Origin of the sequence: Flavitalea plasmicola (assembly GCF_030546645.1) — a bacterium.
In the GTDB taxonomy this organism is placed as follows: Bacteria; Bacteroidota; Bacteroidia; order Chitinophagales; family Chitinophagaceae; genus Puia.
Map to the genome: position 1 here is coordinate 170,336 of NZ_JAUOTO010000006.1, position 20,781 is coordinate 191,116.

The following is a 20,781-nucleotide window of genomic DNA, read 5'->3' on the forward strand; positions in this document are numbered from 1 at the left end:
CCATAAATTTTTACCCCTAATGACCCTGGCTCATGGCTGGTAGCTCACGGCTCACAGCTATTTCTGCTTTGCCGCCTCCTCCAACGCCCGCTCAATGCCCGCCTGTACGGACGCCTTATCCGTATACCCCCTGCTGAGCAGGTACAGCCGGGACGCACTCACCTGCAGGAACAGGGTAGGGAACCCCGTCACCTTCAGCTGCTTTATAAGCGCAAACTCCTCATAGGCCCTTTCCCTGTACGTCACGCTATGCAATCGGGCGTAAAACTCCTGTTCCGGGATGGCATATTTCTCCAGCAGATGGCGATAAGCCTCGTCATCCGTGAGGTCCCTGCCTTCCTCGTGCAGGGCATACTGCAGGCCAGCAGCGAAAGGAATGGCCAGGTCAGGATGATACTCCTTGAATACGCACAGGGCAATGGCCGGCTTCTCCGAAGAGGGATACCAGTCGCTCTCCTCCGGATGAAAAATATGCCAAAGCCAGTCCGCTCCGAATTTGATCCCCGTATGCTCCTCCACTGTCTTATAAGCTTTCTGAATATACGGCGCCATCACCCCGATGGGCTGCGGCTTTTCGGGCAGGATCATGCCCCCGGACAATACCTCGAAAGCCAAACGGTCTTTGTATTGCTCAAAGATCTGCCGGATAACAGGACTAAAACCATAGCACCATCCGCAATAGGCATCATAACAGTAATATAAGGTCGGTGTCATAATAAAAGCAAAGAACGGGATATTTTCAACGACAGGGCAATTCGATCTTTACCTCACATCCCTCTCCCGGCGCCGTCCTCAAATGGAAGGATCCCTTATAATACTCCACACGGTTTTGAATATTGTTCAGCCCCATTCCTTTTTTCACTGCTTTCTCATCAAATCCCCGGCCATTGTCCACCAGCTGTACCCGGATCCGTCCCTCAAACGCACTGAGGACGATCTTCAGTTCCGTAGCATGCGCATGCTTCAGCACATTGCTGATCTTTTCCTGGATGATCCGGAAAACAACCAGCTTGATATCATGGCTGATCTCCTCCTCTTCCAGGTTTTCAAGGGCCAGAAGCCGGATGGTCAGCTTGCCCGACTGGTTGATCTTTTGAATGATGTCATGCAATGCCGCCGCCAGACCCAGGTCCTTCAACGTATAAGGCGTAAGATTATGTGAGATATTCCGGATCTCTTCGATCACAATCTGAATATTTTGATAACATCCGTCGATAAAGCGTGCGTCCGCGGGATCGTTCCGGGCGATTTCCAGGAAAAGCTTACAAGTGGTGAGGATCTGGTTTACATTATCATGCAGCTCCGATGCGATCTCCCTCCGTTCTTTTTCCTGCGCCTCCATGATAGCCTTGATGATCTCCCGCTTCTTTCGCACCTCATCCTCGATCAGCATTTTCTCCAGGTTCTTTTGAACGGTGATATCCCGGTAGATCGATACATACCCCCTCGGCTCGCCTTCGGTGTCTTTGACGGAGGAAGAGCTGCATTCCAGGAAGATCTCCCGCTCGCCTTTCCTCAGCACCATCACACCCTTCCACTTCCCATCCCGCTTCAGGTTGCTCCAGGCGATTTCCCGCGAATCTGTAAGAAAATCGTACGTCACCAGCTCCATTATCGGCTTGTCCAACGCCTCGGATGCCCGGTACCCAAACATCTCCTCCGCCGCTTTATTCCAGGTCTTGATACGATAATCCAGGTCGGTGGAAATGACGACATCACTGATATTGTCCAGTAAAAAAACAGGCTGGAAAAGCCACGGATGAGTGATGTCGTTGGTCACAGGCATGAAAAAACAATATTCAATGTAAAAATAAGATTCTCAGCCTAAGATAGGAGAAAACACAAAGCCCCGGTAAGCATTTACACTCATCCGGGGCTTTTGTTTATATTTTACTATTTTAACCTCTTCTGCCGGGCCTGCTGCCGCCGCCACCGCCACCTCCGGAAGACCTGGAACCGCCGCCACCGCCTCCGCCACTGGACCGGGGCGCACTGAAGCCGCCGCCACCTCCGCCATTGGGCCTGCTAAAACCACCGCCGCCCCCGCTGGGACGGGCAGGTTGGCTATAACCACCGCTCCGGGCCCGCTCGAAATTCTGGGTGCTCTGCTGGCCACGCATCCGCATCTGCTGATCCCTGTTCAGGTTGGGCACGGCCTGGCTGTTGTTCGGCACAGGCCTCCATTGGTTGGACTGCCGCTGCTGCCACTGGTTCGTGGAAGGGTTCCGTTGATACACATTCCCATTGCGATCCGAATAAACATTGTTCGAACCCGGTCTCATGCCCGGTCTTGCTCCCTGCGTGATAGGCCGGCTCGTACCATTATACGTTCCGCCGGGACGAAAGCCCTGCGGCGACGGGCGGGTACTGCCATTATAGCCGCCGGGCCTGTTATAGCTGGTGGGACGGGTAGAAACGTTGCGGAAGTTATAGCCACCCTGCACATTCCGGGTGATCACGCCGCCCCTGTTCCTGTAAATATTGGTCGTATAATGATTGGTGTAAATGTTACTGTTACGATAGTAGTTATGGCCATAGTAGCCATAGTTACGGTACCCGCTCCATACATAGGGGGGACGATACACACGGGGTCCCCACCATCCGCCGCCGCCCCAACCGCCACCCCAGTAGCCGCCAAAGCCGATCCCGAAATGCAGCCATCCGCCGCCATAGCCATAGCCCAGGCTCCATCCGGCCCAGGGGTTATAGCACATATTGAAACCCCAGCTCCAGGGGCGGGGATAATAATAGCCCCCATACCAGGGATCATAATAGAATCCCGTTCCATAGACCACCGTAGGGCCATAAATATAATTGTTCAGATAGCCGGGCGTATACCCCATATACACATACTGCGGCGTCACATCATACACATACACATACTTGATATTGTACAGGGGAGAGTTCGGTGGGATCCTGTCCACTTCCTCAGGCCTTTCCGTAGCCACCTGCCACGGGCCGCTGGGGCTGGGACCGACAAACCAAACGCCATTGTCCACCGTGTAGTAGTTATTGCCGCTTTTTACGACCGAGCTGCTCGTATTCGTACCATACTGCATATCAGTTCCTTGCAGCGGTTCAAACTTGGGATCCCCGTTATAGGTCACATCCGTGGTGGCCGAGCTGCGGTCCACTTTCGCCGTTTGTGGGATCTGTGCATCCATTACCGCTTCGCGGGCGGCTTCCGTGCCGGCGACACTGGCCAGCACATTATCCTTGGGACTTCCCTCCGGAATGCTGGCGAAATTGGCAGGCAGCGCATTGGCCGCAACATAATGCCATCCGCCCGTCAGGGAGGAAGAAGTATACCAGCGACCGGAGATCAGCACATAATAATGGCCTGTGCTCTGGTCCTGGAAAATATCATTGGGGGAATTGCTGACATAGCTAAGGTCCGTCCCGGAAATGGGCGTAAAGCTGGGCTGGCCATTGGATTGGATCAGCTCGGCGGGAGACGTGCTCACGACGATATTGGATACCTGGACATCCTGCTGGGCGGTCGCCGAATCCACATATCCCGCGTTGGAAGCGTTGGCCGCATCTACCGCACTCTTCACCGCATTCAGGTTGGAAGGCACGTTGCCGGCGGGGGAGTAAGGTCCCGTAGCCGCCTGTGCAGTGTACCAATGCTTGCCGCCATACAGATAAAACGCCCCGTCCGTGTTCTTGACAATGGTAAAAGGAGAGTTGACCACGACATCCACCCCCCAATCTTTATTGGGTTGCAGCTTCGGCTGTCCGTCGATCATCACCAGCAGGGAAGGCCTGTCGGAATAAATGATCCTGGGCGCCGACGTATTCAGGTCCTTGGAAAGCTTTTTCTGCTCGGTATTCTGATCCAGCGAAGCCAGCAGCTCGTCCAGGGACAGATCCCCGGCAGCCTCCGGCAGATTGGCTTCCAGCGATCTCTTCAGGCTGGAATTGAAATTGTCATCCTGCTCCCCGGGGAAACGCACATTCGGCACTTTTGCCGATTGGATCACCACCCGGCGATTATCCCGGTCCGTCTCAACATTCGCGATCGACCAGAAAGTACCAAAAACGGGCTCCGTCTTGCCCGACTGCAGGACCGAGACTGCCCACCGGCTTTTCAGGACATTATCCGAGAAGGATTCCGGCTGCGGCTGATAAATCTTTATCACCGAGCCATCATCCGTCGTAAAACTCCTTGGCCAGTCCTGCTGGGCCTCCTGCCCGAAGGCAGCGCCGGCAAAAAACACGGCACAAAAGAGCGGAAGTAGTATAGTACGAAAACTTCTCATATATGTACATTTATCGTTAACGATGGTAGAAAAACGAAATTCGGGCGGAGGACGAACCTCAGATCAACAGCTTAAACGCCGGACATAGGCGCATCTGTTGCCATTCTTCGGAATGGTCCCAAAGTATGACTGAATTGGAACCCAAAAGTTTTATGCCGCTAAAAAATTAATTGTTAAAATGTTGCCCGGATTTTTTAATGTCCATCGTTTTCACGATGCCTGCTGCCGAAGCCCCGCCGCCTCAATGCGCCTCCAGCCAATTGACCCCGGACCCCACTTCCGCCAGCACGGGCACATCATTCGGTAAAGGCAACGCCGTCTCCATACAACGCATAATGATGGGTTTAATTTTATCCACCTCCTCCTTGTGTGCGTCGAAAACCAATTCGTCATGCACCTGCAGCAACATCCTGGATCTGAACTTATTGACCCGAAAAGCTTCGTCCACCCGGATCATGGCCAGCTTGATCATATCCGCGGCCGTCCCCTGGATCGGCGAGTTGATGGCGTTCCTTTCGGCAAAGCCCCGCACCGTAAAATTAGCCGAGTTGATATCCCGCAGCCAACGTTTCCGCCCCATCAGCGTCTCCACATACCCATTCTCCCGGGCAAAATTCATCGTGCTGTCCATATAGTGCTGGATGCCCGCAAACTGCTTTTTATAGTTGTCGATGATCTCTTTGGCTTCGCTCCGGCTGATGCCCAGGTTATCCGCTAACCCAAAGGCGCCCTGCCCATAGATAATGCCGAAATTGACGCTTTTGGCCTTATAGCGCATTTCCTTGGTGACATCTTTCTCCTCAACGCCGAATACCTTGGCCGCCGTGGCCGTATGGATATCCTTCCCTTCCCGGAAGGCGGCACAGAGATTTGGGTCCGCGCTGATAGCCGCTACGATCCGCAGCTCTATCTGTGAATAATCCGCGGACAAAAGCACGAACTCCTCGCTTCTCGGAACAAATGCCTTCCGGATCTCCCTTCCCCGCTCCGTGCGGATAGGAATATTCTGCAGGTTGGGGTTGTTGCTGCTAAGCCTTCCGGTCACCGCCACCGCCTGTGCATAGCTCGTATGTACACGGCCTGTCCTGCGATTGACCATCAGGGGAAGGGCATCCACATAGGTGGACTTCAGCTTCGTCAGCTCCCGGAAGGCGAGGATGTCATCCACGATCTGGTGACGCGCCGCCAGCTTCAGCAGCACATCCTCCCCGGTCGCATATTGACCCGTCTTCGTCTTTTTCGCCTTGGGGTCCAGCTGCATTTTCTCGAACAACACCTCCCCCAGCTGTTTGGGCGATGCAAGATTGAATCGCAAGCCTCCCGCCTGGGCATATACTTTCTCCTCCGCTTCCTTCGCCTCCCGATCCAGCTCCTTCGAATATTCCCGGAGAAAGTCCATATCCACCCTGATACCCTCATACTCCATCGACGTCAGCACTTTTACCAGTGGATTCTCCACCTCGTAAAACACCTTTTCCACTTCTTTTTTCTTTAGCAGGGGAAGAAAACATTGCTGCAGCTGCAGGGTGATATCAGCGTCCTCCGCCGCATAATCCTTGATCTTCTCCAGCTCCACATCCCGCATCGTCCCCTGTCCTTTCCCTTTTTTGCCGATCAGCTCCTCGATATGGACAGGCTCATAACCCAGGTACTGGGCGCTCAAAATATCCATGCCCCGCTTGCCTTCCGGCTCGATGACATAATGCGCCAGCATGGTATCGAAAATGTTCCCTTTCAGCTCGACCCCATACCATTTCAGGACCAACAAGTCATATTTCAGGTTCTGACCGATCCAGGTGATAGAGGCTTGGTCGAATACATGACTGAATGCGCCTAATATTTTTTTGGTTGCCTCCTGGTCCGCAGGTACAGGAACATAATAAGCTTCCCCGGCCTGCCAGGAAAAGCTCATGCCCACCAGCTCCACATCATTCGCGTCAATGCCCGTGGTCTCCGTATCGAAACAAACTTCTTTTTGCACCAGCAGTTTTTTCACCAGCTCCGCGATAGCCGCTTCACCCACCACAGCCGTATAGGTATGGGGCGCATTCCGGATATTCTTCCCCGCAATCACGCCGGAGGAGGCCTCACCTTCTTCCACAGCGCCCTCTTCGCCTTTTTCAACCGCAGCTTCCAGCCGTGTGCTCGCCTCTTCCAGCTTCTCCACGGATGGTCCCTTCTTCGTCCCGGCCGGCATATTCACCACATTCCCGAACAGGTCCCGCTGCACCCCTTCCGGCGCAACAGCGGCCGTAAAACTATCTCCCAAGATCCTTTTTCCGATCGACTTAAACTCCAGCCCGGTGAAGATCTCATTTAGCACGTCCTTATTCCATTCCTTCAGCCTGAAATCCTCTTCATGGAACTCCACGGGCACTGTCGTGATGATGGTGGCCAGCTTCTTGCTCATCACCGCCAGCTCCTTGCCCGCCCGGACTTTCTCTCCCAAAGCCCCCTTAATGGTATCCGCGCTGGCGATCACATTTTCCAGGGTGCCATATTCAGCCAGCAGCTTGGCGGCCGTCTTTTCACCCACCCCCTTGATCCCGGGAATATTGTCCACCGCATCACCCATCAGCCCCAGTATATCGATCACCTGCGAAACCTCTTTGATATTCCATTTGGCGCACACTTCTGCGGGTCCCATGATCTCCACGCTTCCCCCCTGGTAACCCGGCTTGTAGATCTTGATCTTGTCCGACACCAGCTGCCCATAATCCTTATCCGGCGTCACCATATACACCTCATAACCGGCTGCCGCCGCCTGTTTGCTGAGCGTGCCAATTACGTCATCCGCCTCGAACCCATCCAGCTCCATACAGGGAATGTTGAATCCCTTTACGATCGCCTTGATATCAGGCACCGCGCTGAGCAGGTCCTCCGGCGCTTCCTGCCGGTTGGCCTTATAATCCGCAAAATCCGTATGACGCTCCGTGGGCGCATGGGTGTCGAAACACACCGCCATATGAGAAGGATGCTGGTTGTTGATCAGTTCGATCAACGCATTGGTAAAGCCGAACTGTGCATTCGTATTCCTGCCTTTGGTCGTGATCCGCGGGCTGTTGATCAATGCGTAATAAGCGCGGAAGATCAGCGCCATGGCGTCCAGTAAAAAGAGTCTTTTGTCCATGCTGCAAGTTACTTAAATTACCTCCACGCATAATGTCTTCTCAATGGCCTCGGTGAATCCCGGGATGGCCGGGATTTCTGATATGCACAACCACCCGCCGCGCTAAAATTCTTAGTTTTTTGCTTTCGGTATTTCCTACCTTTACAGACAATTAAAATTTATCTTATGAGTAATATAAAACTATTCGAATCACAAAAGATCCGCAGCCATTGGGATGCTGAACAGGAGAAATGGTACTTTTCGGTCGTGGACATCATCGGGGTGCTCACGGAAAGCCCTAATCCCCGAAAATACTGGAGTGTATTGAAAACCAGGCTAAAGCAGGAAGGAAGTCACTTGACTACAAACTGTAGTCAACTCAAAATGCAATCGGCGGATGGCAAATTTTACCTGACCGACGTCGCCGACACCCAACAGCTGCTCCGCCTCATTCAATCCATCCCCTCCCCCAAGGCCGAACCCTTCAAACAATGGCTGGCAAAAGTTGGCTACGAACGCATAGAAGAAACCCAGGACCCCGAAAAATCCATCGACAGGGCTATGGAAGATTCCCTGAAACTTGCCACTCTTTCCTTGTCAACTTGTCAAGAAAACTCCTTACCTTTACCCCAAAACCTTCCATATGACCATCATGACTGTTGGCGAGTTTAAAAGGGATTTCTCCGAAGCCCTCAAACGGGTACAAGCCGGGGAAGAGATCGCTATTTCCTACGGGAAGAATAAAGAAATTGTTGCGAGGTTGGTTCCTAAAGCTTCTCCCCCAAAAGCCAAAAGAAAACTGGGCATCCTCAAAGGAAAAGTGCAATTCAACGCTGATTTCAAAATGACCGAAGAAGAATTTTTGGGAATATGACTTATCTGCTAGATACACACTACGTGCTTTGGGCCGTTGCGGACTCGGAGAAGATCTCCCGGAAAATGAAGTACGTCCTTACCAACCCGGATTTTCGGATCATCGTCAGCACGATCAGTTTTTGGGAAGTATCGCTGAAAAGCGCTTTGGGTAAACTGGAGATCTCCGGCTTTACTCCGGAGGAATTGCCCGGAGCCTGTGCCCACATTGGTTTTGAAATAAAACATTTGTCGCATCAGGATAGCTGTACCTATCACAAATTAAAGGCTGCTTACCATAAAGACCCTTTCGATCGCATGTTGATATGGCAGGCGATACGGAATGATTATATCTTCATCACTGCCGACCGCCAGGCAAAAAAATATGTCTCTGAAGGGCTAAAAATACTTGCTATTGCATAATAATCCTACCCCTTCATCTCCTTCAACTGCTTCTGCATCGTAAACATATTATCCCTCAACCTCGCCGCCTCCATAAAATCCAGGTCCCTCGCCGCCTTCTCCATCTCTTTCTTAACCTTAGCGATCGCCTTCTCCAGCTGCGGGATCGTCTGATACACTTCCTGCTCTTCCGCCACCATGGTCACCAGGTCCTCATCCGGCGCAATGGCATAAGGATTCGCCTGGTCATAACCCTTGATATCCAGCACCGACGTCTGCGCAAACACCTGCTCCTTCGACTTCGTCACCGTCCGGGGAGTGATCCCGTGCTCGGCATTATACGCGATCTGCTTTTCACGCCGCCGCGCCGTCTCATCCATCGTCCGCTGCATGCTCTCCGTGATCGTGTCCGCATAAAAGATCACCAGCCCATCGACATTCCGCGCAGCACGGCCCGCCGTCTGTGTAAGCGACTTCTCATTACGCAGGAAGCCCTCCTTGTCTGCATCCAGGATCGCTACCAGCGACACCTCCGGAAGATCCAACCCTTCTCTCAGCAGGTTCACACCCACCAGGACGTCGATATCCCCCAGCCGCAGCTGCCGCAGGATCTCCACCCGCTCCAGCGTATCCACCTCGCTATGAATATATTTTGACTTGATATCGATGCGATGCAGGTATTTATCCATTTCTTCCGCCATCCTTTTGGTGAGCGTAGTCACCAATACACGGTCCCCTTTCTTCACCCGCTTGTCGATCTCGTCCAGCAGGTCGTCGATCTGGTTGGCGCTGGGCCGCACTTCGATAGGAGGGTCCAGCAGCCCTGTGGGCCGCACCACCTGCTCTACGACAATCCCTCCCGTCTTTTCCAGCTCATAGTCACCCGGCGTAGCCGAGACGAAGACAGTCTGCCCCGTCAGGGACTCGAATTCATGGAAGTTCAGGGGACGGTTATCCAATGCGCTGGGCAGGCGGAAACCATAGTCCACCAGCACCAGCTTCCGGCTGCGGTCACCACCATACATGCCGCTGATCTGGGGCACCGTCTGATGGCTTTCATCCAGCACCGTAATAAAATCCTTCGGAAAATAATCCAGCAGGCAGAAAGGCCGGGTACCCGGATACCTGCGGTCGAAGAAACGGGAATAGTTCTCCACGCCATTGCAATAGCCCAGCTCCCGGATCATCTCCACGTCATAGTTCACCCGCTCCGCCAGCCGCTGCGCCTCGATATACTTGCCGACGCTCTTGAAATAATCGACCTGCGCCGTCAACTCGTCCTGGATCTCATAGATCACCTGGTGCAGGATGTCCTTGGGCGCCAGGTAAAGATTCGCCGGGAAAATGGCCGCATCCTGCATCGACCCGATCCGCTTGCCCGTCTTCACGTCGAAGCTTTCGATCTCATCGATCTCATCGCCAAAAAAGCTGATGCGGTAGCCATAATCCACATAGGGAAGGTTGATATCCACCGTATCCCCCTTGACCCGGAAATGCCCCCGGTTAAACTCGATCTCCGTGCGTTTGTACAGGCTGTTCACCAACGCGTGCAGAAAACCCTGCCGGCTCACCATCTGGCCTTTCTGAATGCGCACGATCCCATTCTCGAACTCCGCGGGATTGCCGATACCATAGATGCAGCTCACCGAAGCGACGACGATGATATCCCGCCGGCCACTGAGCAATTGCGTCGTGGCCTGCAGCCGCAGCTTCTCCAGCTCCTCGTTGATCGACAGATCTTTTTCGATATAGGTATTGCTCACGGGCATGTAAGCCTCCGGTTGATAATAGTCGTAGTAAGAGACAAAATAACCCACCGCATTCTCAGGGAAGAATTGCTTGAACTCCCCATACAGTTGCGCCACCAGCGTCTTATTATGGGTAAGCACCAGCGTCGGACGCTGCACGTTCTGGATCATGTTCGCAATGGTATAGGTCTTGCCGGAGCCTGTGACACCCAGCAAGGTTTGATATTGTTCGCCCGAGAGGATACCATCCGTCAGTTGGCGGATGGCCTCCGGCTGATCGCCGGCCGGCGAATATTCGGAATGAATTTTAAAAGCCATATCCGCAAGTTACCAAATATGGACTATTTCTTCTTCAGGTGACCCTTCAGCGCTTTTTTAAACGGATCCCAGTTGATCTTTATCTTCCCGTCATCCCCTCTCCGCACCCGTAGCCGCAGGCTGAGACCCGCCTTGCCGTCATTGCCCTTACTGTCCGGCGGTACATCGGGATCGCGGTCTTTCTTTAGATTACTCACCGGCACCTGCAAACTCAGATCAGGCCCCCCTTTCAGATCGTAGGTTCCTTCCACAAACAGCGAAAAAGCCGTGGACTGGATCTCCATCCGGTGGATCGTAAGCGTCGACGTATCAAGCTCCAACTGGTTCTTTAGCTCGGCAAAACGCACCTGCGAAAAGTCTCTTTTTTTCAACACGGTCTCATGGATCTTCTGCATGGGCTCGAAATCGATCAGCTCGCCGCCTTTCAGGCTGAAGCTGACCGTCCCCTTCATACTGTTTTTTATCAACCTTGCCTTGTCAGTCAGCAAGCCCGACATTTCCACATCCGCCGTCAAACTCCCTTTCAGGTTCTTATTGGTAATAGCCTCCTGCCCGAAATCCGAAAATTCGGCGAATAGCCGGTGCACATCCACCTGCTCGATATGACTGCGGAAGAACAGGGGATTGCCTCCGCCTCCCGGACGTCGCCTGAACGTCCCGCTAAGGGAGAGCGAACCGTCTTCCTGCGCCAGCTGCATGCTCTTTAATTGTACTTCGTTATCCTGGAACAAAAGCTCCGCCCTGGCCCTCGCCCCGGTGAAATGCTGGTACCGCAGCTCTGCAGCCTCGATCTGCAGACGGATCACTCCATCCCGCAGCAATTGATCCAACCTGGAAGCCGGCTCTCCCAACGGATGCCCGGAAGTTTTGCGGGAAGGGCTTTCCACCACCGGCTTCCCCAATACGGCGGTCAGGTCTTCCAGGTCCAGCTTCGGAGAGCTCAGCGTAAAATCCATGGATACATTGGTGGGGCGCTGATCCACCATCGGGGCGATATTCCGGACGATCCCTTTCAACCCGATCTTGCTGCTGCCGGTGCGGGCCTGCAGCCGGTCGAACAGCAGGTCCTGGTCCCTCAGCCGGATCTTTCCAACGCCTTCCGTCAGCTGAAAGTTATAGGGTAGATAGGTCACGGCGGCAGAGTCGACATCGATTTCACCAAACAGCGATACACGCGCGCTGTCATTCTCTTTCAGCGGACCGGTATAATGAACATTCATCCGGCAGCTGCCTTTCCGGAATTCGATCGTACGGCTGCCCGCCAGGTCATTCAGCCTGGTCAGCGCAAATGCAGTATGCAGATCGCAATCCATCATGGGATGTTTCAGGTCCGTGACGGTAGCCGTGTCGCAATGCAGGGGAATATCCAGGAAAGTACCCGTGAAAGCGGTCAGCTGCACTGCGGAATTCTCGTCCCGCCTTTTTTCGTGATGGACCCATTCATTGGTGAAGCTGGCCAAGACAGTGACATCATTGAATCTTCCAGCCGGCGTCAATACGCCGGCATGCTGTACGCTCATGTGGATCTTCATCAATGGCGTAGGATCATCCGCCGATCCGGCATCCAGGTCAGCCTCGACAGAGACAGGCTTGTCCACTTCGTACAGGTCCAGCTTTTGCTGAATGATCGGCGTCAGCAGGGCAGTGGCTTTCCGGTAGGGGATATTCGATGTTTGAATATGCAGGAGGAAAGGATCAGGCTTAACGTCCGGGAAAAACCGGCCCGTCAGCAAAAAGGGATGGCCGTCTATCTGGACCTTGATCTTGTTGAACTGAATGATTTTGCTCGCTGTGTTGAACTGCAGGGTAAAATGGCCGGCCAGGGTCTTATCCTTCAGGAAACTCCCTTTTTCCGTGTTGAAGGCAAAGCTTTTCACCCGCGCATCGACATGGGTATTCAGCGACCAGGCCCGGCCTTTTTGGGCGATAGCGCATTCCAATCGGTGAAATGCAAGATCGAATAATTTGTGGCGATCCTGTTTTTCCATGACCAGCCTTGTTTCCAGCAGGGAAAAGTCGGGCGGCCGCACATCGGCATCCTTCCCGCCTTCCTGCCGGCGGCCCTGCAGCGCCGAAGTATTGCTATAGCCCGTGGAATCGGTAAAGATGTAAATGGTCCCCCGTTCGATATACACCGTGCCCAGGCGGGCCGCCCCGGAGAAAAGGCTTCGGACAATGGCGACATGAAGGTAGATGTCCTCCGCATTCAGCAGGTCGTGATGATGCTGCTGCCAGAGACTGTCACGCAGCGTGACCTTGGAGAGGTGCAGGGTAATATTGGGAAAATGATGAAAAAAAGATATTTCCATATCACCAATGGAAGCGTCTCCTCCCATCCGGTTCCTCAGTTCAGTACGGGCGCTTTCAATGATCGTTTGCTTGCGCACGGTGACATAAAGGGCCAGCCCCAACCACGCAAGAACAAGCAGGCAGCCTAAGCTGCCTGCTATCCATAAAAAGTATCGTAATATTTTAGCCAAATTTCATGTTCAAAACCGGATCCCATTCAGGTAATCCGTGAAATGCTGCAGCACGGATGCCGCAACCCCAATTTGCTCCTGCGCCTCTTTCCAGTTCCGTTGCTCGATCGCCTCCCGTATCCCCGGCAGGGTCTTTACGCCATAGCCGGTGTAAAATCCGGGCGCATAGATCGCATGCCGGTACCAGTCACGGCGGGGGAGTCCTTTATCGGAAAGCAATTGTTGTTCCGCCTTATAAAGTGCCTGATTTACAGCATCTGACACATTTGCCGCCAGATTCGTAAGATTCCGTTTCCCCAATGTGTCCGCCAGTTGATCCGTAGCCTTCTCCAGGTTTCGCAGTGCATTTTGCAGGGGCGAGAAATCCAGGTAGGGTACTTCTTCCTTTACAGGGGGAGGCAGCAGGGTGACAGTCGGGTCCCCCGCATAGGAATAATGATGTTCCCTGATCAGTTGATTGGACAAGGCCGTGCTTTCCCGCATCTGGTCCAGCAAGCCCGACAGCTCCGTCGCATAGCCACTCACCGTCTTATACAGGCTACGGAAGTCGAAGGGGAGGAGGGAAGCATCCGCCATGCGAAGGCTGGTGCGGCCCGCGGCTTTGGCAAGGGCTACCCCATATTGAAAGCCCGGGTCCTTAAATCGCCGGTAATCATCGTAAGAGTCATAGATGGAATGGTATTCCCCGCCCGGATCTTCCCCGCCGAAAGCCAGGTTAAAGCTGGGAATGCCCGTATGCTGGAGGAAAGGGGAGAAGTCCGAGCCGGAACCCAGGGCGCCGATGGAAAAGGTCTTCTTGGAAAAGAGGTCTTTCTTAAGGCGGTTGCCGCCTGCCGCGTTCACCAGTTCCCGCGAGTGCATACGATCGCCGATGCTGATCCCGGTTTCAGGGTCCGTAACGTCCCTGGCGACCTCATTCATGAATGGTTCCAGCGCATGCGAGCCTTCCGCCCCGAAGAAACCCCTGCCGCTGCCATCCGTGTTGATATAGACCACCGCCTTCTGGCGTAGCTCGTCCGCATGGTACTCCACCCATTCGGTGGAACCCAGCAATCCCGGCTCTTCCCCGTCCCAGGCGCAATAGATCATCGTACGTTTGGGTTTCCAGCCTGTTTTCACCAGTTCGCTGACGCCGCGCGCTTCCTCCAGCATGGCAGACATCCCGCTGAGCGGGTCGCCGGCGCCATTTACCCAGCCGTCATGGTGATTGCCCCGGATCACCCACTCGTCCGGCCATTGCGAACCCGGAAGCCGGGCGATGACATTGTTGATAGGCTTGATATCCCAGTTGAAGGCCAGCTTGAGATGGACGGTAGCCTTGCCGGGCCCCACATGGTAGGTGAAGGGAAGGGCGCCTCTCCAGGATTCCGGCGCCACCGGCCCCTCCAATGCTTTCAGCAGCGGGGCCGCGTCATGGTAGCTGATAGGCAGCACCGGGATCTTCAGGATCGTAGCGACATCCTTCCGGTCCAGCCGTTTGGCATCTTTAGTGGCGCCGATGCCGGGCGTCAGCGGATCGCCGGGATAAACGGGCATGTCCATGACAGACCCCCGCTGTACCCCATATTCGTTCTTAAAAGCCCCTTTGGGATATACGTCACCTTCATAATAGCCATCATCCTTCGGGTCGGAATAGATCAGGCAGCCGATCGCGCCATGTTCCTGCGCCACTTTCGGCTTGATACCCCGCCAGGAATGACCGTACTTGGCGATGACGATCTTCCCTTTCACAGAAATGCCCAGCCTTTCGAGGAGGTCATAATCCTCCGGAATGCCATAGTTGACAAACACCAGCTGGCCCGTAACGTCCCCGTCCGGCGACCAGCAGTTGTAGGTGGGCAGCTGCTCACGGGACTGCCCCGAGGTCGCATCCTCCTTCAGGGCCAATTCAGCCAGCACGGCCTTGTAGGAGGTGGGTCCTGTCATTTCCAGCAGCCGTTCCTTAGGCGTAGGGAACAAGACATAGAAAGTCTCCACCTGGACGTCATAGCCCCAGCCCTTGAATTTGCCGTAGATGAAGTCGGCGACAGCCTTGCCCGCCGGCGACCCCACATGATGCGGGTGAGCGGACATGACCTTCATAAAGCTGTCCACATTGGAGGCCTTCAGGTAGCCGTCGAACTGCTCTTCCTTTGCGAATTCCTCTTTTGCGGCTGATTCACTAAAACCCGCGAGCGGCTTGGTCTGCGACCATGTCAGGGATGCCAGCAGCAGAGTGCCGGCAGTCAAAACGTATTTTCTCATGTTAATTGGTTTGCGATATTGTTTAAGGCCGGTTCACTTGTCTTTTAAGATATTGACTATAGTCCGGTAGAATAATTTCGTAATCCTCGACCATCAGCGGAGAGGTCAGCAGAAAATCGGCCGTAGCACGGTCACTGGCAATGGGTATATTCCACACCACGCCAAGACGAAGCAAGGCCTTGATATCCGGATCATGCGGCTGGGCCTCCATAGGATCCCAGAAGAAGATCAGCACGTCGATCTTGCCTTCGGCAATGCTGGCCCCGATCTGCTGATCACCCCCTAACGGACCACTGAGGAATTTGCTGACAGACTGGCCCAAAGCCTTCTCCAGTAAGGTTCCTGTGGTGCCCGTCCCATACAGGCGATGCCGGGATAATGCCGTCTTGTTATACACGGCCCACTCGATCAGCTCCCCCTTTTTGTTGTCGTGTGCCACCAGGGCGATTCGTTTGAAACTGGCCATTTTCCGGAGTTTCGGTTCCATTGCGCGTTAGTTTAAGTTCTGGCAAAGTAATCCCGTTTTAAGAAGATTATAACAAGTATAGAGAAATTTTAAACGAAACCCAGCGTTTTTTACAACGACCGCTGCGTTGCGCGATCGAACGCAAACATTCCCGGCATGGAATTTGTTAGTTGCATGCTCCTTGATGAAGTTACTAACCCATAGGCATGAAGAAGATTTTTTGGTTCACCGTTGTTGCTTTTTGCTGTTGCATCACCGTTAGGTCGCAACAGCCAGCTGCACCTATGGACCCTTCGGACAGCAGCATCAAAAAGATAACGGTCGAGAGTAACGGTAAGGTCTTCACAAATTTCACCGCCACCATCCGTGATATTAATAAAGTATGGCTGCAATGGGAAGTCGACAGTGCAGCGGACGGCGATTATTTTATTGTCGAACGCGCAACAGACGGACAGCATTTCGAGACCATCGGTGCATTGAGAAAGACAGGGAACAACAATCACTATGAGCTGACAGATATGGCGCCGCCCAACGGCACCGACCATTACCGGGTCAGGTACACCGGTCAGAGTGAAACCCAGTATTACACAAAAGCAGTCCAGCTAAGTCTTTCCGGGGATGTAACTTTCAAGTTTTACCCTAATCCAGTGGACAAGTTATTCATCATCCGAACGGAACATTCCGTGGATATTCAGGTCATGGATGCCGCTGGTTCCATTCGATTTACCCAACGGTTACAGCCTGGTATACAGGTAATTAACGCTTCTTCTCTGGAACGGGGAGTCTACATTTTGCGGGTTGCCGACAAAGAAAGCAACAGGGTCGTTTCCAATCAGCTGATAAAAAACTAAAAACAACTTAAAAAAGAATACCGGAAAATGGTATTGCAGATTTGATTTGAATCCGCTACCTTTATCTCGGTTTTTCATAGGATATTGGATTTTAAAACGGGGTTGAATTTCTATTCAGACCCCTTTGTTTTTTAAGGCACGTCCAGTGCCTTGAAAAAGCGCCCGAAGGGCGCAATAGATTAGAGTCTAACCAATCCCATGCCGCAGGCAGTACTACTAAGCGCCTAAAAGATCTTCCCCCCGACGCCAAGCCGCATTAAATAAAGCCAAACTCATAACACATAAAAAAACTAAAGCCCCGATAAACATCGGGGCCGGTACTTACTAACCCAATTAAAATCTTTATACTAACATTAATTATGCACTCTGCATCTCCTTCACCTTCTCACGGATCTTGTTCTCAATCTCTGTAGCCAGTTCAGGATTATCATGCAACAGCTGTTTCACCGTATCCCTTCCCTGTCCTAGCTTGTCCGTACCATAGCTGAACCAACTGCCGCTTTTCTGCACAATGCCAAGCTCCACACCCATGTCGACGATCTCTCCCATCTTTGAAATGCCTTCTCCAAAAACAATATCGAACTCAGCCGAACGGAAAGGAGGGGCGACCTTGTTCTTTACAACTTTTACTTTCACCCGGTTGCCCACCGCTTCCTCACCATCCTTGATCTGCGCCATCCGACGGATATCCAGTCTTACGGAAGCATAGAACTTCAGCGCATTACCACCGGTGGTCGTTTCGGGATTGCCAAACATGACCCCGATCTTTTCACGGAGCTGGTTGATGAAGATACAAATGGTGTTGGTCTTGCTGATGGTAGCCGTCAGCTTACGAAGGGCCTGCGACATCAGACGGGCCTGAAGACCCATTTTGCTATCGCCCATTTCGCCTTCCAGCTCGCCTTTCGGCACAAGGGCCGCCACAGAGTCGATCACTACTACGTCCAGCGCACCGGAAAGGATCAAACGATCCGCGATCTCCAGCGCCTGCTCCCCATAATCCGGCTGAGAGATCAGGAGATTGTCGATATCCACACCCAGCTTCTGCGCATAGCCGCTATCAAAAGCATGCTCCGCATCGATAATGGCGCACATACCGCCTTTCTTCTGCGCCTCCGCAATAATATGCGTCGCGATCGTCGTCTTACCGGACGATTCAGGACCATAGATCTCCACCACCCTTCCTTTCGGGAGACCGCCTACGCCCAACGCTATGTCCAGCCCAATGGAACCGGTAGAGATAACTTCCATCGGCTCCTGGCTTTTTTCATTCATCATCATGACGCTTCCCTTCCCGAAATCCTTGTCTATCTTATCTATTGTCAGCTTTAAAGCCTTGAGTTTTTCTGCATTTGACATAATCGTATTTTTTAGTTCTCCCAAAATTATTGATTCAGTAAAGGTAGGGGAATTATTTTATGCACACCAAATATTTTAGCAATTTTCTCACTAATATTTTTGGCTGCCCTTTCGGAAACCCGCTCTTAATACCCGGTAAACTGCTTAAAAATCCTGCAGCCACATCGCATGATCACATTTTTCCGTGATGCCGGGCAACCGGATCGGCCAGATCCGCATTTAACCACCAATAAAGAAGTATTTTCAGCCACAGACCTTAACCATGGAGATAGCCCCCCTCATAAAGGACGCCGCAAAAGGGAACGCCGCAGCACAAAAATGCCTCTTCGACCGCTACGCCGATCCGATGATGGCCGTCTGCTGCCGCTACCTGAAAAGCCGGGAAGATGCCGAAGAAAGGCTGCTGGACGGGTTCGTAAAGTTCTTCCGGCACCTGGGCGGATTTACCTACCAGGGAGAGGCCGCCCTTTACAGCTGGATCAAGACCATCATGGTACGGGAATGCCTGATGTTCCTCCGCAAAAAGAACGTCTTCACCATGCTGGCGGAAACAGCCGCCGATGACCTCCCGATGGAGGCCGACGCCCTGGCCAGCCTCTCGGCCGAAGAGATCTTCCACATGATCATACAGCTACCCGTAGGCTATCGCACCGTATTCAACCTGCATGTAATGGAAGGGCTGGACCACAGAGAGATCGCTGGAGAGCTGGGCATCGCCGAAGGCACATCCAAATCCCAGCTGAGCAAGGCCCGGGCGCTTTTACAAAAAATGTTATTACAAAAAGGAATTAGCTATGGACAACGCAAAACCCAATGAACGCCCCTTGCCAGCCGAAGGCACCTGGTGGAGCCGCCGGCTCGAAGAGCCGGGCGCCCTGCCCGGAACGGGGCTCGCCGATAAAGAGGCCGCCTGGGATAAATTATATGACAGGCTCCGGGAAACGCCCCGCCGCCGAACCCAGCCCTGGTTATGGGCCGCCGCCGCCTGCCTCCTGCTGGCGCTCATCCCCGCCGCCTTCATTTTAAAGGAAAGAAGAGTGATTTCCGGTTCCCGGGACCCCAAAATAGCCATCCGGCCCAAGGCCCTCATCAACCCCGCCCGCACCTATCCCGCGCCGGCCCCGGCCCACCACTCGCCGCTTACCGCTCATGGCTCGCCACTCAAAGCTCATCGCTCACGGCTCACCGCCCCCAGCCTACAGGCCGCGCCCTTTCCTGCTCATCGCTCACCGCTCGTAGCTCGCCGCTCCCAGCTCGTAGCTCACCGCTTGCAGCTTGTAGCTTGTAGCTTGCAGCCTGCCGCCCCCCCGGCTCCCAGCTCGCCGCTCACAACTCCCGGCTCACCGCTCGCCGCTCGTAGCTCACAGCTCATGGCTCATAGCTATAAAAAACAACCCAGAGTAGTCCATATCAACGAGCTGGAACCCGCAATGCCCACGCCTTCCACGGCTGGCGAGCGGCTGAAACCCGGACGCCTCCAGGTCCGGCTGACCCAATCCGAAACCTTCAGACCCGCAACAACCTATAACAACGACCCCATAGACCATCCGATCATTCCACTTAAACACACGCAAAACCCATAACATCATGAAAAGACCCATCTGTACGATGCTCACCCTGTTGAGCATCCTGGGAACCGTATGCGCCCAACATTCAGTACGCGCCACCTTCGGCAAGCCATTCGGCAGGTCAGAGGAACGCATCGAAAGAAGATTCTGGATCGACCTGGGCAAAGGCAACCGCCTTTGTCTGGAGCTGGAAGACGCACGGGACCTGGCCAAATTCACCAACATCGACTCCCTGTTACTGGTATTCATTGCCGATATGGCGCCCTTTAATGATTCCCTCACCGACCCGCTCTCCTGGCACCAGATCGACTATGTGACAGATGCCGCAGGCAAGAAAAAGGTCCGCCTGCAGACCTTCCATCCTACCGCAGCAAGCTACCTGCTGGATCAGGCGGAGCCCGCCGCCCTGCGCCTGGAACAGGATACGATCCAGATCGTCCTCGAATACCCCGCAGACGAGGGCCGGCGCCATGACGGGATCAGGCAGGACAGGTTGAGCCTCTATCTCAACGACTATCATGAGCTGCCCAACTATATCACAGGAGGATTGAATGGAAAGATCCACTGGCTGCAAAGCAATATGAAAGGCTATTGGGTGCGCGATAAGAACGGCTATCGGGCAGAGAAGGACCCCACGATCTCAGCGCCGCAGCCCGCCGGCTATGTGGCGATGGTCAATGACTACCTGGGCTCCGTAATCCAGCTCAACGTGGGAAACTACAAGAATTATTTTGCCCCTTCCTTCGGGCTGGGCATCGGCCTGCATTTCAATGGGGAATATGGGAGCCGCAGCTTCACCGCCCTGTGGCAGCCTGTTTTCCTTTTCGCGACCAATGCACAGGGACATGCGCAAACCTACAGGAATGAATTTCTCACGATCAGCATCAGCAGGGAATGGAAAGACCCTATGAACAAGCATATCATTAATCTCGTCCCTTCCCTTTCCATCGGCCGGCTGATACGACGGGACGGGGAGTTTTTTGAAAAGAATAGCTACAACCTTTTTATAGGCCACATAAACTTATTGCGCAACAATCTTGTCCTGACGCCTGGTATGTACTTCCATGAACTTTTTAAAGAAGTGACGCCCGCCGTCAACCTCAAGATCGACTTTTAAATCAA

The 20,781-nt window shown here is 53.5% G+C and carries 16 protein-coding genes; 7 read left to right on the top strand and 9 right to left on the bottom strand.

What is annotated here, in order from left to right:
- Positions 1-57: 57 nt before the first annotated feature.
- The 4 genes from Q4E93_RS22445 to polA all read right to left on the bottom strand — a co-directional run bounded on the left by Q4E93_RS22445 (position 58) and on the right by polA (position 7,392).
- Complete coding sequence (locus tag Q4E93_RS22445) at positions 58-714, bottom strand: DsbA family protein (protein ID WP_303589115.1); 657 nt, start codon at positions 712-714, stop codon at positions 58-60.
- A 25-nt stretch (positions 715-739) separates the two neighbouring features.
- Entirely contained in the window at positions 740-1,786 is a 1,047-nt protein-coding gene (locus Q4E93_RS22450) for a PAS domain-containing sensor histidine kinase (protein WP_303589117.1), read from the bottom strand.
- 112 nt (positions 1,787-1,898) lie between these two features.
- Entirely contained in the window at positions 1,899-4,262 is a 2,364-nt protein-coding gene (locus Q4E93_RS22455) for a hypothetical protein (protein ID WP_303589119.1), read from the bottom strand.
- 241 nt (positions 4,263-4,503) lie between these two features.
- Positions 4,504-7,392 carry a DNA polymerase I gene (gene polA / locus Q4E93_RS22460; RefSeq protein ID WP_303589120.1) on the bottom strand — a complete coding sequence of 963 codons (2,889 nt, stop codon included), beginning with the start codon at positions 7,390-7,392 and terminating at the stop codon, positions 4,504-4,506.
- A gap of 165 nt (positions 7,393-7,557) precedes the next feature.
- Here polA and Q4E93_RS22465 point away from each other — a divergent pair, with 165 nt between their 5' ends.
- The 3 genes from Q4E93_RS22465 to Q4E93_RS22475 are packed head-to-tail and all read left to right on the top strand — an operon-like array spanning position 7,558 to position 8,646.
- Positions 7,558-8,043 carry a BRO-N domain-containing protein gene (locus tag Q4E93_RS22465; RefSeq protein ID WP_303589122.1) on the top strand — a complete coding sequence of 162 codons (486 nt, stop codon included), beginning with the start codon at positions 7,558-7,560 and terminating at the stop codon, positions 8,041-8,043.
- Positions 8,015-8,245: a type II toxin-antitoxin system Phd/YefM family antitoxin gene (locus Q4E93_RS22470; RefSeq protein WP_303589124.1), complete on the top strand. Its 231-nt coding sequence runs from the start codon at positions 8,015-8,017 to the stop codon at positions 8,243-8,245. The genes Q4E93_RS22465 and Q4E93_RS22470 overlap by 29 nt, the downstream gene beginning before the upstream one ends.
- Positions 8,242-8,646, top strand: a complete 405-nt coding sequence (locus Q4E93_RS22475; protein WP_303589126.1) for a type II toxin-antitoxin system VapC family toxin — start codon at positions 8,242-8,244, stop codon at positions 8,644-8,646. Before Q4E93_RS22470 ends, Q4E93_RS22475 begins: the two co-directional genes overlap by 4 nt.
- A 5-nt stretch (positions 8,647-8,651) precedes the next feature.
- Here Q4E93_RS22475 and uvrB read toward each other — a convergent pair whose 3' ends face one another.
- The 4 genes from uvrB to Q4E93_RS22495 are packed head-to-tail and all read right to left on the bottom strand — an operon-like array spanning position 8,652 to position 15,902.
- On the bottom strand, positions 8,652-10,691 hold the full coding sequence (uvrB, locus tag Q4E93_RS22480) for an excinuclease ABC subunit UvrB (protein ID WP_303589127.1): 2,040 nt from the start codon (positions 10,689-10,691) through the stop codon (positions 8,652-8,654).
- Between the two features lie 23 nt (positions 10,692-10,714).
- Positions 10,715-13,171 (bottom strand): AsmA family protein, encoded by a 2,457-nt coding sequence (locus Q4E93_RS22485; RefSeq protein WP_303589129.1) that lies wholly within the window; start codon positions 13,169-13,171, stop codon positions 10,715-10,717.
- A 9-nt stretch (positions 13,172-13,180) separates the two neighbouring features.
- Entirely contained in the window at positions 13,181-15,415 is a 2,235-nt protein-coding gene (locus tag Q4E93_RS22490; protein WP_303589131.1) for a transferrin receptor-like dimerization domain-containing protein, read from the bottom strand.
- Positions 15,416-15,437: 22 nt separating this feature from the next.
- A complete protein-coding gene (locus Q4E93_RS22495) occupies positions 15,438-15,902 on the bottom strand; it encodes a methylglyoxal synthase (RefSeq protein WP_303589132.1) in 465 nt (154 codons plus the stop codon).
- Positions 15,903-16,087: 185 nt separating this feature from the next.
- Between Q4E93_RS22495 and Q4E93_RS22500 the strand changes: the two genes are divergently transcribed.
- On the top strand, positions 16,088-16,732 hold the full coding sequence (locus tag Q4E93_RS22500; RefSeq protein ID WP_303589133.1) for a T9SS type A sorting domain-containing protein: 645 nt from the start codon (positions 16,088-16,090) through the stop codon (positions 16,730-16,732).
- Positions 16,733-17,089: 357 nt separating this feature from the next.
- On the opposite strand, the gene recA is transcribed toward Q4E93_RS22500, so the two are convergent.
- A complete protein-coding gene (gene recA / locus Q4E93_RS22505; RefSeq protein WP_303589134.1) occupies positions 17,090-18,091 on the bottom strand; it encodes a recombinase RecA in 1,002 nt (333 codons plus the stop codon).
- Positions 18,092-18,353: 262 nt separating this feature from the next.
- On the opposite strand from recA, the gene Q4E93_RS22510 reads away from it, so the two are divergent.
- From Q4E93_RS22510 to Q4E93_RS22520, 3 genes are read left to right on the top strand one after another with little or no spacing between them, the layout of a single operon-like run.
- Positions 18,354-18,908 (top strand): RNA polymerase sigma factor, encoded by a 555-nt coding sequence (locus Q4E93_RS22510; protein ID WP_303589135.1) that lies wholly within the window; start codon positions 18,354-18,356, stop codon positions 18,906-18,908.
- Positions 18,886-19,674, top strand: a complete 789-nt coding sequence (locus Q4E93_RS22515) for a hypothetical protein (protein WP_303589137.1) — start codon at positions 18,886-18,888, stop codon at positions 19,672-19,674. The genes Q4E93_RS22510 and Q4E93_RS22515 overlap by 23 nt, the downstream gene beginning before the upstream one ends.
- Positions 19,675-19,678: 4 nt before the next feature.
- Complete coding sequence (locus tag Q4E93_RS22520; RefSeq protein ID WP_303589138.1) at positions 19,679-20,776, top strand: hypothetical protein; 1,098 nt, start codon at positions 19,679-19,681, stop codon at positions 20,774-20,776.
- Positions 20,777-20,781: the final 5 nt, after the last annotated feature.

What these genes read in the sequence shown, in the direction of transcription:
- recA (WP_303589134.1), bottom strand. Translation starts at nt 18,091, where the DNA reads ATGTCAAATGCAGAAAAACTCAAGGCTTTAAAGCTGACAATAGATAAG.
- Q4E93_RS22495 (WP_303589132.1), bottom strand. Translation starts at nt 15,902, where the DNA reads ATGGAACCGAAACTCCGGAAAATGGCCAGTTTCAAACGAATCGCCCTG.
- Q4E93_RS22475 (WP_303589126.1), top strand. Translation starts at nt 8,242, where the DNA reads ATGACTTATCTGCTAGATACACACTACGTGCTTTGGGCCGTTGCGGAC.
- Q4E93_RS22465 (WP_303589122.1), top strand. Translation starts at nt 7,558, where the DNA reads ATGAGTAATATAAAACTATTCGAATCACAAAAGATCCGCAGCCATTGG.
- Q4E93_RS22515 (WP_303589137.1), top strand. Translation starts at nt 18,886, where the DNA reads ATGGACAACGCAAAACCCAATGAACGCCCCTTGCCAGCCGAAGGCACC.
- Q4E93_RS22520 (WP_303589138.1), top strand. Translation starts at nt 19,679, where the DNA reads ATGAAAAGACCCATCTGTACGATGCTCACCCTGTTGAGCATCCTGGGA.
- Q4E93_RS22510 (WP_303589135.1), top strand. Translation starts at nt 18,354, where the DNA reads ATGGAGATAGCCCCCCTCATAAAGGACGCCGCAAAAGGGAACGCCGCA.
- uvrB (WP_303589127.1), bottom strand. Translation starts at nt 10,691, where the DNA reads ATGGCTTTTAAAATTCATTCCGAATATTCGCCGGCCGGCGATCAGCCG.
- Q4E93_RS22445 (WP_303589115.1), bottom strand. Translation starts at nt 714, where the DNA reads ATGACACCGACCTTATATTACTGTTATGATGCCTATTGCGGATGGTGC.
- Q4E93_RS22470 (WP_303589124.1), top strand. Translation starts at nt 8,015, where the DNA reads ATGACCATCATGACTGTTGGCGAGTTTAAAAGGGATTTCTCCGAAGCC.
- Q4E93_RS22455 (WP_303589119.1), bottom strand. Translation starts at nt 4,262, where the DNA reads ATGAGAAGTTTTCGTACTATACTACTTCCGCTCTTTTGTGCCGTGTTT.
- Q4E93_RS22500 (WP_303589133.1), top strand. Translation starts at nt 16,088, where the DNA reads ATGAAGAAGATTTTTTGGTTCACCGTTGTTGCTTTTTGCTGTTGCATC.
- Q4E93_RS22450 (WP_303589117.1), bottom strand. Translation starts at nt 1,786, where the DNA reads ATGCCTGTGACCAACGACATCACTCATCCGTGGCTTTTCCAGCCTGTT.
- Q4E93_RS22490 (WP_303589131.1), bottom strand. Translation starts at nt 15,415, where the DNA reads ATGAGAAAATACGTTTTGACTGCCGGCACTCTGCTGCTGGCATCCCTG.
- polA (WP_303589120.1), bottom strand. Translation starts at nt 7,392, where the DNA reads ATGGACAAAAGACTCTTTTTACTGGACGCCATGGCGCTGATCTTCCGC.